The organism is Labrys sp. LIt4, from assembly GCF_017813775.1.
Taxonomy (GTDB): domain Bacteria; phylum Pseudomonadota; class Alphaproteobacteria; order Rhizobiales; family Labraceae; genus Labrys; species Labrys okinawensis_A.
The window spans coordinates 24,080-37,495 of record NZ_JAGIPY010000001.1; the positions used below are offsets into that span (position 1 = coordinate 24,080).

The 13,416-nt window shown below is 63.9% G+C and carries 15 protein-coding genes; 7 read left to right on the plus strand and 8 right to left on the minus strand.

Translation table 11 applies throughout. From position 1 onward, the window contains the following. Nucleotides 1-31 precede the first annotated feature (31 nt). From J8I29_RS00090 to J8I29_RS00110, 5 genes are all read left to right on the plus strand, one after another. A complete protein-coding gene (locus J8I29_RS00090) occupies nt 32-349 on the plus strand; it encodes an RNA-binding S4 domain-containing protein (RefSeq protein WP_209430204.1) in 318 nt (105 codons plus the stop codon). Between the two features lie 118 nt (nt 350-467). Beyond that, complete coding sequence (locus tag J8I29_RS00095; RefSeq protein ID WP_105864263.1) at nt 468-914, plus strand: Rrf2 family transcriptional regulator; 447 nt, start codon at nt 468-470, stop codon at nt 912-914. 81 nt (nt 915-995) lie between these two features. Further along, the gene (locus J8I29_RS00100; RefSeq protein WP_105864264.1) at nt 996-1,946 is read left to right on the plus strand and encodes an aldo/keto reductase; all 951 of its coding nucleotides are present in this window, start codon (nt 996-998) and stop codon (nt 1,944-1,946) included. 85 nt (nt 1,947-2,031) lie between these two features. After that, nucleotides 2,032-2,388, plus strand: a complete 357-nt coding sequence (locus J8I29_RS00105) for a YciI family protein (RefSeq protein ID WP_105864265.1) — start codon at nt 2,032-2,034, stop codon at nt 2,386-2,388. Between the two features lie 17 nt (nt 2,389-2,405). Next, nucleotides 2,406-3,647, plus strand: coding sequence for a DUF6596 domain-containing protein (locus J8I29_RS00110; protein ID WP_348535958.1), 1,242 nt, complete (start codon nt 2,406-2,408; stop codon nt 3,645-3,647). A gap of 249 nt (nt 3,648-3,896) precedes the next feature. Here J8I29_RS00110 and phoB read toward each other — a convergent pair whose 3' ends face one another. The 7 genes from phoB to J8I29_RS00145 all read right to left on the minus strand — a co-directional run bounded on the left by phoB (nt 3,897) and on the right by J8I29_RS00145 (nt 10,785). Further along, entirely contained in the window at nt 3,897-4,598 is a 702-nt protein-coding gene (gene phoB, locus J8I29_RS00115; RefSeq protein WP_068299173.1) for a phosphate regulon transcriptional regulator PhoB, read from the minus strand. Between the two features lie 13 nt (nt 4,599-4,611). Continuing rightward, nucleotides 4,612-5,331 carry a phosphate signaling complex protein PhoU gene (gene phoU, locus J8I29_RS00120; protein ID WP_105864267.1) on the minus strand — a complete coding sequence of 240 codons (720 nt, stop codon included), beginning with the start codon at nt 5,329-5,331 and terminating at the stop codon, nt 4,612-4,614. Nucleotides 5,332-5,365: 34 nt separating this feature from the next. Continuing rightward, entirely contained in the window at nt 5,366-6,181 is an 816-nt protein-coding gene (gene pstB, locus J8I29_RS00125) for a phosphate ABC transporter ATP-binding protein PstB (protein ID WP_209430206.1), read from the minus strand. 8 nt (nt 6,182-6,189) lie between these two features. Continuing rightward, nucleotides 6,190-7,032: a phosphate ABC transporter permease PstA gene (gene pstA, locus J8I29_RS00130; protein WP_209430207.1), complete on the minus strand. Its 843-nt coding sequence runs from the start codon at nt 7,030-7,032 to the stop codon at nt 6,190-6,192. A gap of 11 nt (nt 7,033-7,043) precedes the next feature. After that, a complete protein-coding gene (gene pstC / locus J8I29_RS00135; RefSeq protein ID WP_105864270.1) occupies nt 7,044-8,048 on the minus strand; it encodes a phosphate ABC transporter permease subunit PstC in 1,005 nt (334 codons plus the stop codon). A 78-nt stretch (nt 8,049-8,126) separates the two neighbouring features. Continuing rightward, nucleotides 8,127-9,170, minus strand: a complete 1,044-nt coding sequence (gene pstS / locus J8I29_RS00140; protein ID WP_105864271.1) for a phosphate ABC transporter substrate-binding protein PstS — start codon at nt 9,168-9,170, stop codon at nt 8,127-8,129. Nucleotides 9,171-9,531: 361 nt separating this feature from the next. Beyond that, nucleotides 9,532-10,785 carry an ATP-binding protein gene (locus J8I29_RS00145; RefSeq protein ID WP_348535959.1) on the minus strand — a complete coding sequence of 418 codons (1,254 nt, stop codon included), beginning with the start codon at nt 10,783-10,785 and terminating at the stop codon, nt 9,532-9,534. Between the two features lie 267 nt (nt 10,786-11,052). On the opposite strand from J8I29_RS00145, the gene ppk2 reads away from it, so the two are divergent. Together ppk2 and J8I29_RS00155 are read left to right on the plus strand one after the other, a co-directional pair. After that, complete coding sequence (gene ppk2, locus J8I29_RS00150) at nt 11,053-11,946, plus strand: polyphosphate kinase 2 (RefSeq protein ID WP_209430208.1); 894 nt, start codon at nt 11,053-11,055, stop codon at nt 11,944-11,946. A gap of 328 nt (nt 11,947-12,274) precedes the next feature. Continuing rightward, the gene (locus J8I29_RS00155; RefSeq protein WP_209430209.1) at nt 12,275-12,514 is read left to right on the plus strand and encodes a DUF2934 domain-containing protein; all 240 of its coding nucleotides are present in this window, start codon (nt 12,275-12,277) and stop codon (nt 12,512-12,514) included. Between the two features lie 74 nt (nt 12,515-12,588). Here the strand turns inward: J8I29_RS00155 and J8I29_RS00160 are convergent, their stop codons facing one another. After that, entirely contained in the window at nt 12,589-13,380 is a 792-nt protein-coding gene (locus J8I29_RS00160; protein ID WP_209430210.1) for an NAD(P)H-dependent oxidoreductase, read from the minus strand. Nucleotides 13,381-13,416: the final 36 nt, after the last annotated feature.

Sequence of the window (13,416 nt, forward strand, 5' to 3'; positions counted from 1 at the left end):
GTCTGAACGCGTTTGCTCTAGGGGTCGACTTATGAGCCAGGCCGGAAGCCAGGATCGTCTTCGGATCGACAAATGGCTCTGGCATGCGCGCGTGGTGAAGACGCGCTCTCTGGCAGCAAAATTGGTGGCGGACGGCCATGTCCGCCTCAACGGCACGCGCACCGACACCCCGGCCAAGGCGGTCAAGGTGGGCGATGTCCTCACAATTGCCCTGGAGCGCACCGTCCGGGTCTATCGGGTTATGGCCCTGGGCGAGCGGCGCGGCCCGGCCAGCGAAGCCCAGACCCTCTATGACGACCTGTCGCCCGAGCCGCCGGGCAGGCCGAAGGCTGTCATGGATGAAGACTGAGGGCACGTGCTTTCACGTGCGGCGCCGCCTTCTCGGCAACCCTTACCCATTCGATCGATAATCCCTATATTCGTGATAGACAGGATAGACTTTTGTCCTGCGTGGAGCGAACAGGGCGATGCTGACGAACAAGGGAAAATATGGCCTCAAGGCGCTGGCGCACCTTGCCAGCCTTCCGGCTGGCGAAACGGCGCAAAGCCAGGAAATCGCGGAAGCCAACCGCATTCCCAAGAAATTTCTCGACGCGATCCTGGGTGAGCTGCGCGTGGCCGGTATCGTGCGCTCCAAGAAGGGCAAGGGCGGGGGCTATATGCTGGCGCGCGAAGCCAGCCAGATCAGCGTCGGCAATGCCATCCGCGTCCTAGACGGGCCGCTGGCGCCGATCGCTTGTGCCAGCCATACCGCTTATCAGCCTTGCCTCGACTGCCCGGATGTTCCAGGTTGCACCGTACGCCTTTTGATGCGGCGCGTGCGGGACCTCTCTTCCAACCTGCTCGATAACATGTCGGTGGAGGAGATGCGTCAGGCAGGCGGCAGGGAACAAGAGCTGACCTATTCGATTTGAGCTCCCTGCGGCTTTGGGCCCGAACCGGCAGGCTTACGTGCCGGGCGGGTTCATTTATTGTCATGGATATGGAGAGCATTCATGGAAAAACGTGCGATTGGACGGTCAGATCTGTCGGTTGCTCCGCTTGGCCTGGGTGGCAATGTCTTCGGCTGGAGCGCGGATGAGAAAGCCTCCTTCGCCGTCCTCGATGCTTTCGTCGGGGCTGGCTTCAACCTGATCGACACCGCCGATGTCTATTCGGCCTGGGTTCCCGGCAATCAGGGGGGCGAGTCCGAAACCATCATCGGCAAATGGATGAAGGCTCGCGGCAATCGCGCCGACATCGTGCTCACGACCAAGGTCGGCTCGGAAATGGGGCCCGGCAAGAAGGGCCTGTCGCGTGCCTATATCGTCCAGGCGGTGGAGGATTCGCTGCGCCGGCTGCAGACCGACTATATCGATCTCTATCTCTCCCATTGGGAGGATCCGGAGGTCGAGCTCGAGGAAACGCTCGGCACCTATGCCGAACTGGTCAAGGCCGGCAAGGTGCGCGTGATCGGCAATTCCAACCATGGCGTCAACACCATGTTCAAGGCGCTGGCGATCAGCACCAAGGAGATGTGGCCGCGCTTCGAGAATCTGCAGACGCAATACAATCTCTATGATCGTTCCGGCTATGAGAGCGAGCTCGAGGCGTTCTGCCTCAAGAACGAGATCGGCGTGACCAGCTATTTCTCATTGGCCAAGGGCTTTCTTTCCGGCAAATATCGCAGCGAAGCCGATTTCGCCAAGAGCAATGCGCGCGGCGGCGACATGAGCAACTACCTCAATGAGCGCGGGCTGCGCATCCTCGCTGCCCTGGATGCCGTGGCCGCGGCCAAGAACGCCACGCCCGCGCAGGTTGCCATCGCCTGGCTGATCGCAAGGCCCGGTATCGTTGCCCCGATCGCCAGCGCCACCAGCGTCGAGCAGCTTTCCGACCTGGTCAAGGCGACCGAGCTCAATCTCGGATCGGCCGAGATCGAGCAGCTCACCAAGGCGAGCGCATAATTTTAGCTGCGATGTCGAAAGCGAACGGTATGGCGCGTCATTGTCGAGCCGGCGCATAATGCGCCGGCGGACATAGGAGAGAACCATGCAGTTCGCTATTCTGATCTACAGTTCCGAAGAGGCCATGCAGAAGGTGGAGCCCGCCAGCAAGCAGGCGATGCTGGCAGCCTATCAGTCCTATACCCAGGCCCTGCAATCGGCCGGGATCCTGCTGGGCTGGAATCGCCTGCGCCCGACGGCGGCGGCCACCTCGGTGCGGATCGCGGATGGCAAGACCCAGGTGCTGAACGGCCCCTATGCCGATACCAGGGAACAGCTGGGCGGTTTCTACCTCATCGATGTGGCGGATCTGGATGCGGCGATCGGCTGGGCGGCGCGGTGCCCGAGTGCTGCCGTCGGCACCATCGAGGTCCGGCCGATATGGGATCCGAAAGACTACTGAGCCGGACGGCCCGGCCGGTGTCCTCAGCGCCCGCCGCCGCGCTTGCCGAAACCGTCGCGCGACGCAGCTATGGACGGCTCGTCGCTCTTCTGGCGGCGCGTTCCGGCGACATTGCGGGCGCGGAGGACGCCCTGGCCGACGCCTTTGCGGCAGCCCTGGAGCATTGGCCGGCGGGCGGAGTGCCTGCCAACCCCGAGGCCTGGCTGCTGACGACGGCTCGCCGCAGGCAGATCGACGCCGCCCGCCGCGCCAAGTTGCGCGGCGAGAAGGCGAACGAGGTTATCCACCATATCGAAACCCTCGCCTCGGGGCAGGGCGAGCGGCATGTCATTCCCGATGAGCGCCTGCGCCTGATGTTCGCCTGCGCCCATCCGGCGCTCGATGTGTCCGTGCGCGCGCCGCTGATCCTCCAGGCGACATTGGGATTCGATGCCGGGGCCATCGCCAGCGCCTTCCTGGTCTCGCCGGCGGCCATGAGCCAGCGGCTGGTGCGCGCCAAGCTCAAGATCAAGCAGGCCCGCATTCCCTTCAGCATTCCCGAGCCCGATGAGTTGCCCGGCCGTCTCGATGCGGTGCTGGAAGCCGTCTACGCCGTCTATGCCGAGGGCTGGGCCGATCCGGAGGGCGCCCAGGCTCGCGAGCGCAATCTGTCGGGGGAAGGCATCTGGCTCGGCCGGCTGCTGGTCTCGCTCCTGCCGGACGAGCCGGAGGTGCTCGGCCTGCTTTCCCTGATGCTGCATGCCGAGGCGCGCCGGGAGGCCCGCCGCGGCAGGTCGGGCGACTATATCCCGCTTGAGCAGCAGGATACGTCGCTGTGGAATGCCGTTCTCATCGAGGAGGCGGAAGCCCTGCTGGCTGAGGCCGGCCGATCCGGGCGGATCGGGCGTTATCAGCTCGAAGCAGCGCTGCAGTCGGCTCATGCGCATCGGCGCATCTGTGCAACCACCGACTGGGCGGCGATCGCGACCCTCTACGAGGCACTGGTGCTGCTGACGGCCTCGCCGGTCGCCGCGATCAACCATGCCGTGGCCCTGGCACGTCTGGATGGGCCGGAGGCAGGCCTTGCCGCGCTCGACGAGGTCGTTCGCGACCGGCGTATCGCCGACTACCAGCCCTATTGGGCGGCGCGGGCGGACCTGCTGGCGCGGGCCGCGCGGCCGCAGGACGCCCGCGACGCCTATTCGCGGGCGATCGGCCTGGAGAGCGACCCCGCCATCCGACGCTATCTGCAGCGGCGGCAGGCGGATCTGGGGGCGTGATCGCGGAGCGGGGGAGCAGGCCGGACACTGAGGCTCACCCTTACACCAAATCGCGAAATCCCGGCCCGTCATTGCGAGCAAGGCGAAGCAATCCAGCAACTCGCAGGCCTGGAGTTCGGGGCTCCTGGATTGCTTCGCTTCGCTCGCAATGACGTTCGATGAGTCGAATTCAAAGCGTACTGCTATTACTCTCTACGTCGCGCAGGCTTTGCGAAACGAAGCGAGTGGGCAATGCCCCGCAAACCGCCCTCAGGACTGCTTGGCGAAGGTCTCGTCGAAGGAATAGCCGGCGCCGCGCACGGTGCGGATCGGATCGATCTCGCGGGTGCGGTTCATCGCCTTGCGCAGACGCCCGACATGCACGTCGACCGTGCGCTCGTCGATATAGACGTCCCGTCCCCAGACGCTGTCGAGCAGCTGTTCGCGCGCGAACACCCGGCCCGGCGCCTGCATCAGGAATTCGAGCAGGCGGAATTCGGTCGGGCCGAGGCGGATCTCGCGATTGCCGCGATGGACGCGCTTGGTCTCGCGGTCGAGCGAGATGTCGCCCGCCTTGAGCAGGGAGGCGACATGGTCGGGCTTGGCCCGGCGCAGCAAGGCGCGCACGCGGGCCGACAGCTCGGGCACGGAGAAGGGCTTGACGACATAGTCGTCCGCGCCGGTGGCGAGGCCGCGCACGCGTTCGGTTTCCTCGCCGCGCGCCGTGAGCATGATCACGGGCAGGCGTTCCGTCTCCGGCCGCATGCGGATGCGGCGGCACAGCTCGATACCGGACAGGCCCGGCAGCATCCAGTCCAACAGAACCAGGTCCGGCACACTTTCGCGCAGGCGGATTTCGGCATCGTCCCCGCGTGCGACGCTGTCCACCTCATAGCCTTCGGCTTCGAGATTGTAGCGCAGCAGCAGGGTCAGCGCTTCTTCGTCCTCGACGATCAGAACTTTGGGAGGCATGGCCTATCCCTTGTTATTTAGCCGGCACAGGAAGGTCGACGAGATCGGTGCTGTTGTCCGCCTTGGGCCGCTCGCCGGCCGGCGATTCACCGGTCACGAGATAATGGACCGTCTCGGCGATGTTGGTGGCGTGGTCGCCGATGCGCTCGATGTTCTTGGCGCAGAACAGAAGATGGGTGCAAAAGCCGATATTGCGCGGATCTTCCATCATATAGGTCAGCAATTCGCGGAACAGCGAGGTGTACATCGCGTCGATCTCGCCATCGGAACGCCAGACGGAGAGGGCCTCGTCGACATTGCGCTGGGCGAAGGCATCGAGCACCTGCTTGAGCTGCTCGAGTACCAGATCGGCCATGTGATCGAAGCCGCCGAAGAGCTGCGTCGGCTGGATATGGCCATGGATCGCCACCACGCGCTTGGCGACGTTCTTGCCGAGGTCGCCGATACGCTCGAGGTCGTTGGCCACGCGCAGGGCCGAGACGATCTCGCGCAGGTCGAGCGCCAGTGGCTGGCGCTTGGCGATCACCAGGATGGCGCGGTCCTCGACCTGGCGCTGCAGCTTGTCGATCGCGGCGTCGAGTTCGATCACCGCCTTGGCGCGCTGGGTATCGCGCTTGAGCAGGGCCTCGACGCTGTCGGCTACGCTCTTTTCGGCATAGCCACCCATTTCGGCGATCATGTTGCGCAGTTCGCGCAGTTCCTGATCGAAGGATGTAACGATATGGTCGGACATGCCGCCTCCAAATGAATTCGACGCTGGCCGGGGATCAGCCAAAGCGGCCGGTGATGTAGTCCTGCGTACGGCTGTCGTTCGGGGTGGTGAACATCTTGTTGGTCTGGCCGACCTCGATGAGGTCGCCCAGATAGAAGAAGGCCGTGACATCCGCGCAACGCGCCGCCTGCTGCATATTGTGCGTGACGATGACGATGGTGAAGTCCCGCTTCAATTCGTCGATCAGTTCCTCGATCTTGGCGGTCGAGATCGGATCGAGAGCGGAGGTCGGTTCGTCCAGCAGCACGACTTCGGGTTTCACCGCGATGGTGCGGGCGATGCACAGGCGCTGCTGCTGGCCGCCGGACATGCCGAGCGCCGAAGCGTGCAGGCGATCCTTCACTTCGTTCCACAAGGCGGCCTTGGTGAGGCACCATTCGACGCGCTGGTCCATCTCCGCCTTGGAGATCGACTCATGCAGGCGCACGCCGAAGGCGATGTTGTCATAGATCGACATCGGGAAGGGCGTGGGTTTCTGGAACACCATGCCGATGCGTGCGCGCAGCACCGCCGGATCGATCTCCTTGCCGATGACGTTCTGGCCGTCGAGCAGCACGCGGCCCTTGGCGGTCTGCCCCGGATAGAGGTCGTACATGCGGTTGAGCACGCGCAGCAGGGTGGACTTGCCGCAGCCGGAGGGGCCGATCATGGCGGTGACGTGGCGGTCCATCATGTCGAGATTGATGCCTTTGAGGGCATGCTTCTCGCCATAGTAGAAGTCGAGGTTTTCGACCTTGAGCTTCACGGTCGCAGCCGGATCGACGAGGGGGCGTTCGGCAACCGCGATGGAGGCTTGGGGGGGAGCGGACATGGGAGCACTCATTTCTTGGGAGCGAGCACGAAGCGGGTCAGGATGTTGAGCGCCAACACGCCGGCGGTGATGAGGAGGGCGCCGCTCCAGGCCACCGAGACGGCCTTGGGATCGGGATAGGGCGCGAGCTGGTAGATGGCGGCCGGCAAGCTGGCGAAAGCCTTGCCGAGGTCGAGCGACCAGTTGGAATTGCCGAAGGCGGTGAGCAGCAGCGGTGCCGTCTCGCCGGCGGCGCGGGCCAGCGCCAGCAGGATGCCGGTGACGATGCCGGTGCGGGCCGAGCGCCAGGTCACGAACATGATGACCTTCCACATGGGCGATCCCAATGCGAACGCGGCCTCACGCAGGCTGATCGGCACCAGGGCCAGCATGTCCTCGGTGGTGCGGACCACCACCGGCAGCACGATGATGGCGAGGGCGACCACGCCGGCCCAGCCGGAAAAGCCGCCGGTCGTCACCACGATCATCTGATAGACGAACAGGCCGATCAGGATCGATGGCGCAGAGAGCAGGATGTCGTTGATGAAGCGCACTGCGTCGGCGAACTTGCTGCCACGGCCGGCTTCGGCGAGGAAGGTCCCGGCCATGATGCCGATCGGGGCGCCAAGGAGCAGCGCCAGCAGCACCATGGTGAGCGAGCCGACGATGGCGTTGCGCAGGCCGCCATCGGCCATGTCCTTGGTGAAGAGGTCGAGCGTCAGCGACGGCAGACCCTCGCGCAGCAGCGTGTAGAGGATCCAGGCGAGCGCCAGCAGGGAGACCGCGGCAAAGCCGGTGGAAACGGCCTTGTAGAGATAGTCGACGGTGCGGCGGCGGGCGAGGCGGGAGCTGCTATGGACGATATTGGCCATGATATTCTCCCTTACTTGGCGTTGGTGCGCACGAGCATGCGGGAGATCGCAAGCACGATGAAGGAAATCACGAAGAGCACGAAGCCCAGCTCCAGCAGCGACTGGCTGCGCAGGGAGCCGGCGGGGGCGTCCGGAAATTCGTTGGCGATGGTGGAAGCGATGGTGGCGCCGGAGGAGAACAGCGACGCCGATATGCGGTTGGCGTTGCCGATCACGAAGGTCACCGCCATGGTCTCGCCAAGGGCGCGTCCGAAGCCGAGCATGACGGCGCCGACCAGAGCCGTGCGGCCATAGGGCACCGAGACGTTGCGGAAGACCTCATAGGTGGTGGCGCCGACGCCGTAGGCCGATTCCTTCAGCATGGCGGGCACGGATTCGAGGATTTCGACGAACATCGCGGTGATGAAGGGGATGATCATCAGGGCGAGGATGATGCCGGCGGTGAGCATGCCGGCGCCATTGGTCGGCCCCTTGAAGAGATAGCCGAGCACGGGCACGTGGGAGAGCACCGAGATGATCGGCGGGTAGATCGTGCTCGCCAGGATCGGCGCCACGATCAGCGAGCCCCACATGCCGAAGATGATCGAGGGCACGGCGGCCAGGAGCTGGATGGCGATGCCGATCGGCCGACGCACGCTCTGCGGCGCGATCTCGGTCAGGAAGAAGGCGATGCCGAACGACATCGGCAAGGCTATGAGCAGGGCGAGAAAACCGGTGAACAGCGTGCCGTAGATCATCACGGCCGCGCCGAACTTTTCGGTAACGGGATTCCAGGCCGCGGACCAGTAGAAGCTGGGGCCGAAATGGGCGAGCGCAGGCCAGCCGCCATAGAAGAGCAGCACGACGATCGAGCAGAGCAGGATCAGCACCAACGCGCCGCAGCCATAGAGCGCGGCCTTGAAGATGGGATCCAGATTGGCGCCCGGCACGGTCTTGGCGCCCGGCGAGGGCGACCCTTGCGCGACCTTTGCCTGCGAGGCCGAGGGGTCCAGCGAAGTGTCGGCGATGGCGCTCATAGCGAGTTTCCGGCCTGTGATACGGTCAAAGGAACGGCCCGGCATTGCACAGTCGAGGCAATGCCGGGCCGGATCGGCTTATTCGTAGACGGCCTTGCCGTCAGCCTTCACTTCGCTCTTCCAGGCGGTGCGAACGGTGTCGATCACCTCCTTGGGGAGCGGGATGTAGTGCAGCTTTTCAGCCGTGGCGGCACCGTCCTTGTAGGCCCAGTCGAAGAACTTCATGACCTCGGCCGACTGCTTGGCATCCTTGGGATCCTTGGGCAGCAGGATGAAGGTGGTCGAGACGATCGGCCAGGAAGTCTCGCCGCCGACATTCACCATGGAGACCGCGAAATCCTTGGCGCCCTTCCAATCGGCCTTGGAGGCGGCGGCCTGGAACGCTTCCACCGACGGCTTGACGGCCTTGCCGTCCTTGTTCTTGAGCTTGGTCGTGGTCAGCGCGTTGTTGGCGGCATAGACATATTCGACATAGCCGATGGCGCCCTGGGTGTTCTTCACCGCGCCGGCAACGCCGTCATTGCCCTTGGCGCCCGAACCGGCGGACCACTGCACCGAGGTGGCGGCGCCGATATTGCCCTTCCACTCTTCGCTCACGGCCGAGAGGTAGGAGGTGAACACGAAGGTGGTGCCCGAACCGTCGGCGCGATAGACCGGCGCGATGTCGAGGTCGGGAAGCTTCACATCCTTGTTGAGCTCGGCGATCTTCGGATCGTTCCACTTGGTGATCTTGCCCTGATAGATCTCGGCGATGATCTCGCCGGTCAGGGTGAGTTCGTCGGCCTTGACGCCCTCGAGGTTGACGATCGGAACGACGGCGCCGATCACGGTGGGGAACTGCAGCAGCTTGGCGGCGGCGAGCTTGTCGGTTGCCATCGGGGCATCCGAAGCGCCGAAGTCGACGGTGCGGTTGGTGATCTGGGTCTGGCCGCCGCCCGAGCCGATCGCCTGATAGTTCAGGGCGGTGCCGGTCTTGGCTTTGAAATCGCTGCCCCAGGCGTTGTAGACCGGGGCGGGGAAGGTGGCGCCGGCGCCGGTGATGTCGGCGGCGAAGGCGGCAGTCGCGGCGATCGTGCCGGACAGGGCTACCGAAGCGGCGAGCGCGAGGAAGGAAAGCTTCACGGTCTATCTCCGTTGTTCTCTGGACAGGCGCTACGACCGTTTACCGGTCGGCAACCCTGTCTACGGCGCGACTCCTAACAAGTCGGCAGCAACGGTTCTATGACAGGTAGGCTATCGTTTTATGACAAATAAAACCATTATCATTCAATGAGTTGATTGGATCTTGTCAGCGGACTCGCCCAGGCGTGCGAGGCGATTGTTAAAAACCGTCGAGACCTCATGACGGCCGCCGCGGCCTTATTCGTCATACCAGGCGCGAGAATTCCGACCGGCCTTGCCGGAGCGTCCGGCGATTTTCGGCATCAAATCAAAGATTTGGCGACGGGCGCCTGACGGAATCGCAAGGCGCTGAAAATGCCTGTCAGTCGATCTGGTCGATCTTGACCGAAAAGACCGTGCTTTCGCCCGGTACGCTCTCGATGCCGAGGCGGCCGCGGTGGCGCGCCACGATGTGCTTGACGATGGCGAGCCCGAGGCCGGTGCCGCCCTTCTCGCGGGACTTGGCGGTGTCCACCCGGTAGAAGCGCTCGGTCAGGCGCGGCACATGTTCGGCTTCGATGCCGGGGCCGTAATCGCGCACCGTCACCACCGCCTCGCGGCCCTTGCCCTGGGGCTTGGGCAGCGAATCCAGGGTGACCTCGACCTTGCCGCCGGACGCGCCGTATTTGATGGCGTTTTCCACCAGATTCTCGAAGACCCGGATCAGTTCGTCCCGCTCGCCGCGCACCTCCAGCGTCGGAACGCGCTTGTCGATGCTGAGCGCGACGCCGCGATCCTGGGCGAGGGGACCGAGCGTGTCGGCGACATGGCCGACCACGGCGCCGAGCTCAACGGGCTTGTCGGGCTGGACATGGGCATTGAGCTCGATGCGCGAGAGCGACAACAGATCGTCGATCAGCCGGGACATGCGATTGGCCTGGGAGCGCATGATGTCGAGAAATTTCTCGCGCGCGGCGGCGTCGTTGCGTGCGGGGCCCTGCAGGGTTTCGACGAAGCCGAGCAGGGAGGCGAGCGGCGTGCGCAGTTCATGGCTGGCATTGGCGACGAAATCGACCCGCATCTGCTCGACCCGGTGGCGCTGCGTGACGTCGCGCAGCACGATCACCACGAAGGCCGTGCGTCCGTTCTCGCCGGCAATGGTGGAGATCTGCGCCTCGACGACGCGGTCGATCGGCACGCGTTCGGAATATTCGATCTGCCGGCTGGCCCCGGTGTCCAGGGCCGAGCGGATGGCATCGACCAGTTCCGGCACCCGCAGGGCGTAGGTCAGAGCCTCGGAGATGCGCAGATTCGGCACGATGTCGCGGGCGCGGCGGTTGAAATAACGAACCGCAAGCTCCGAATCGAGCACGATGACCGGATCGGGAATGGCCATCACCAGGTCGTCGAAGGAAGGCTTGCCGCTGCTTTCGGGAGGAGCGGGCCTTATGCTGCCGTCATGTCCGCCGGTCGAGGGAATGGCGCCCGTCGCGGCGACGATCATGGCGAAGATGAGCAGCCCGTGCCAGGGATTGGCGCCGTCCCACAGCACGAGGGCGGCCAGCAGGAAGGCGATCGAGAGCACCAGCCAGCGGCGGCCCCAGATGCGGTTCAGGATGTTTTGGTTCGAGCCCACAGGACCAGCTACACCGCTCCATGCCAATTTCGTCAAGAGCCGGGAGCGTTCCATCACCATCGACATTGCGGCTTTCCATTCAAAGCGTCTTGCGATCCGCGAGATTGATCTCAAATCGCAAAAACGCGTCCAACCAGAGAGCTGGAGCAAAAGGGTGTTTCTAGGGGAACGCGCTTTTGCTCTAGGCATTGTGGAATTCGTTCATGCTGGCAATGTAGACAGAGCGATGACAGTTTCACGACGATCGTTCGGATTTGGAGGGGTTCCATGACAAAGAAGGCCGGCAAGCAGGCTGACGAGGCGCTCAGGAAGGCGATTGCCGGGTTTCGCCTCGATGAGCCCGACCTGCCTCCGGAGATCGACGAAGCCGCCTTCCGGTCAGGCAACTATCCGCATAAGGAGAAGCTGAAATCCAAGCTCTATGAGCGGGATCTGCACGCTCTGCAGATCGAGCTCCTCAAGGCGCAGACCTGGGTCAAGGAGCAGGGCGAGCGTGTGGTGGTGGTGTTCGAAGGGCGAGACGCCGCGGGAAAGGGCGGTGCCATCCATCGCTTCACCCAGCATCTGAGCCCGCGCGACGCGCGTGTGGTCGCGCTGTCGAAACCGACTCCCACCGAGCAGGGACAGTGGTATTTCCAGCGCTATGTCAGCCAATTGCCGACCAAGGGTGAAATCGTGATCTTCGACCGCTCCTGGTATAATCGCGGTGGCGTCGAGCCGGTCATGGGGTTCTGCACGCCGGAACAGACGGACAAATTCCTGCATGAGGCGCCGCAATTCGAGGCGATGCTGGTGCGCGACGGCATCCGCCTGTTCAAGCTCTTCCTCACCATCGGCCAGGCCATGCAGCTCAAGCGCCTGCATGCGCGCTATACAGACCCGCTCAAGCAGTGGAAGCTTTCGCCGATCGACCACAAGGCGGTGGGCAAATGGGATGCCTATTCGGAGGCCTATGACCGCATGCTGGCGGCGACCGATACGGTCGATACGCCCTGGACCATCATCAAGGCCAATGACAAGCTGCGCACCCGCCTGGCCGTGATCCGCGCCGTGCTGGCGAATCTGCCTTATCCCGACAAGGACGAGAAGCTCGTGGGCGGGCAGGACAGCAAGATCGTTCTGAGTGCCGAGGATTTCCTCGCCAATGGCGGGGAAATCTAGAGCAAAGCGGGTTCAAGCGTGAACGCTTATTTGCTCCAACTCATTGTTCTGACGCGTCTTTGCGTTTCTAGGTGACTCCGTCTAATCGCAAAACGCTATAGGTGCGGGCAGCGGGAGCATGCCGAGCTTCAGCTCTCCTGCGTCATTGCAGCCTGCGTGGGGAGCGGAGGCGGGCCGTTTATAATCCTTGCCGGCCTGGGGAACCAGGCGCGCGCCTGCACGTTTCCATCGTGGCGGCCGGCCGGTCGGGTTGGGCGAATGTCGCGCCATGACTTCGCCCCGCGCCCGGGCGATGCCGCCCCGTACAACAGGACGAGGGAGCGCAGCAATGCCACACACGACCGAACAGCGCATCCGAATGAAAGCCTATGAGATCTGGCTGCGCGAAGGCTGTCCGGAAGGCAGCGATCTTCGCCACTGGGAGATGGCCAAGAAGTTCATCGTCGGCGAAGAGGCAAAGTCGGCGCTGACCTCCCGCTTCTACGATGTGCAGGAGCTCAACGAGAAGGGAGAACCCGAGGCAAAGGCCGCCCCAGCCGCAGCCAAGCTCAAAGCCCGCAAGCATTGAGCAGCCTTGGCGGCTTTCAGGCCATTCGTGCTCTGTAGCGAAGCCCGGCCGTGACGCGATCCTGACCGGCCGGCTCAGTCCACGGGCGCGCGCAGATGCAGCGAGAAGCCCGTTTCGCCCGGCGTTTCCAGTCCGGCTCGCAATTGCATGGTCGGGATCAGGTAGTCGCCGGCATTCTGGCGGCGATAGGGGATGGGCGACGTGGACGGCAGCGTTCGCATTCTTTCCCGCAGGCGCTCGGCCAGAGGCTCAAAGCCCGCTTCCTTGAGGCCGTCGGCCCTGTAGGCGACGAAGGGCGGCAGCACGTCGTAGCCGGGATAATAGAGAATTCCGTGATGGATGGGGAATAAGAGGTCGTCGATCGGGCCGTTGATGCCGCGCGCCGTGTAATGCTCTTCCCAGCCGCCGGCCGTGACGATCAGCATCGCCCGCTTGCCGGCCAGGGTTCCCTCGCCATAGCGGTCCCCCCAGCGCTTGTCGCTGTGCTCACCCACGCCATAGGCAAAACCGTAGGCGAAGACGCGATCGACCCACCCCTTGAGGATGGCGGGCATGGTGAACCACCAGAGGGGAAACTGCAGGATCAGCACATCGGCCCATAGCAGTTTCTCGATCTCGGCCTTGACGTCGTCAGTCAGCGCCCCCGCCTCGAAGGCGGCCTTTGAGGCTTGCACGGGTATCAGCCGGGCGCCGGCTTCCAGTGCCGGAAAGTCGGCCCGATCGACCTCGGATTTCCATTTGTCGGCATAAAGGTCGGACACACGAACCTCATGGCCCTGGGCCTGGAGTTCGGCGATGGCGACGTCGCGGAGCCTTGCGTTGAGGGAACGGGGTTCGGGATGGGCGAAGACAAGCAGGACTTTCATGGTGCGGTTCCAGCGATGAGAAATCATGGCTGAAAG

Excerpts from the sequence above, each read along its gene's own strand:
- J8I29_RS00090 (WP_209430204.1), top strand. The coding sequence starts at position 32 with ATGAGCCAGGCCGGAAGCCAGGATCGTCTTCGGATCGACAAATGGCTC.
- J8I29_RS00095 (WP_105864263.1), top strand. The coding sequence starts at position 468 with ATGCTGACGAACAAGGGAAAATATGGCCTCAAGGCGCTGGCGCACCTT.
- J8I29_RS00100 (WP_105864264.1), top strand. The coding sequence starts at position 996 with ATGGAAAAACGTGCGATTGGACGGTCAGATCTGTCGGTTGCTCCGCTT.
- J8I29_RS00105 (WP_105864265.1), top strand. The coding sequence starts at position 2,032 with ATGCAGTTCGCTATTCTGATCTACAGTTCCGAAGAGGCCATGCAGAAG.
- phoB (WP_068299173.1), bottom strand. The coding sequence starts at position 4,598 with ATGCCTCCCAAAGTTCTGATCGTCGAGGACGAAGAAGCGCTGACCCTG.
- phoU (WP_105864267.1), bottom strand. The coding sequence starts at position 5,331 with ATGTCCGACCATATCGTTACATCCTTCGATCAGGAACTGCGCGAACTG.
- pstB (WP_209430206.1), bottom strand. The coding sequence starts at position 6,181 with ATGTCCGCTCCCCCCCAAGCCTCCATCGCGGTTGCCGAACGCCCCCTC.
- pstA (WP_209430207.1), bottom strand. The coding sequence starts at position 7,032 with ATGGCCAATATCGTCCATAGCAGCTCCCGCCTCGCCCGCCGCCGCACC.
- pstC (WP_105864270.1), bottom strand. The coding sequence starts at position 8,048 with ATGAGCGCCATCGCCGACACTTCGCTGGACCCCTCGGCCTCGCAGGCA.
- ppk2 (WP_209430208.1), top strand. The coding sequence starts at position 11,053 with ATGACAAAGAAGGCCGGCAAGCAGGCTGACGAGGCGCTCAGGAAGGCG.
- J8I29_RS00155 (WP_209430209.1), top strand. The coding sequence starts at position 12,275 with ATGCCACACACGACCGAACAGCGCATCCGAATGAAAGCCTATGAGATC.
- J8I29_RS00160 (WP_209430210.1), bottom strand. The coding sequence starts at position 13,380 with ATGAAAGTCCTGCTTGTCTTCGCCCATCCCGAACCCCGTTCCCTCAAC.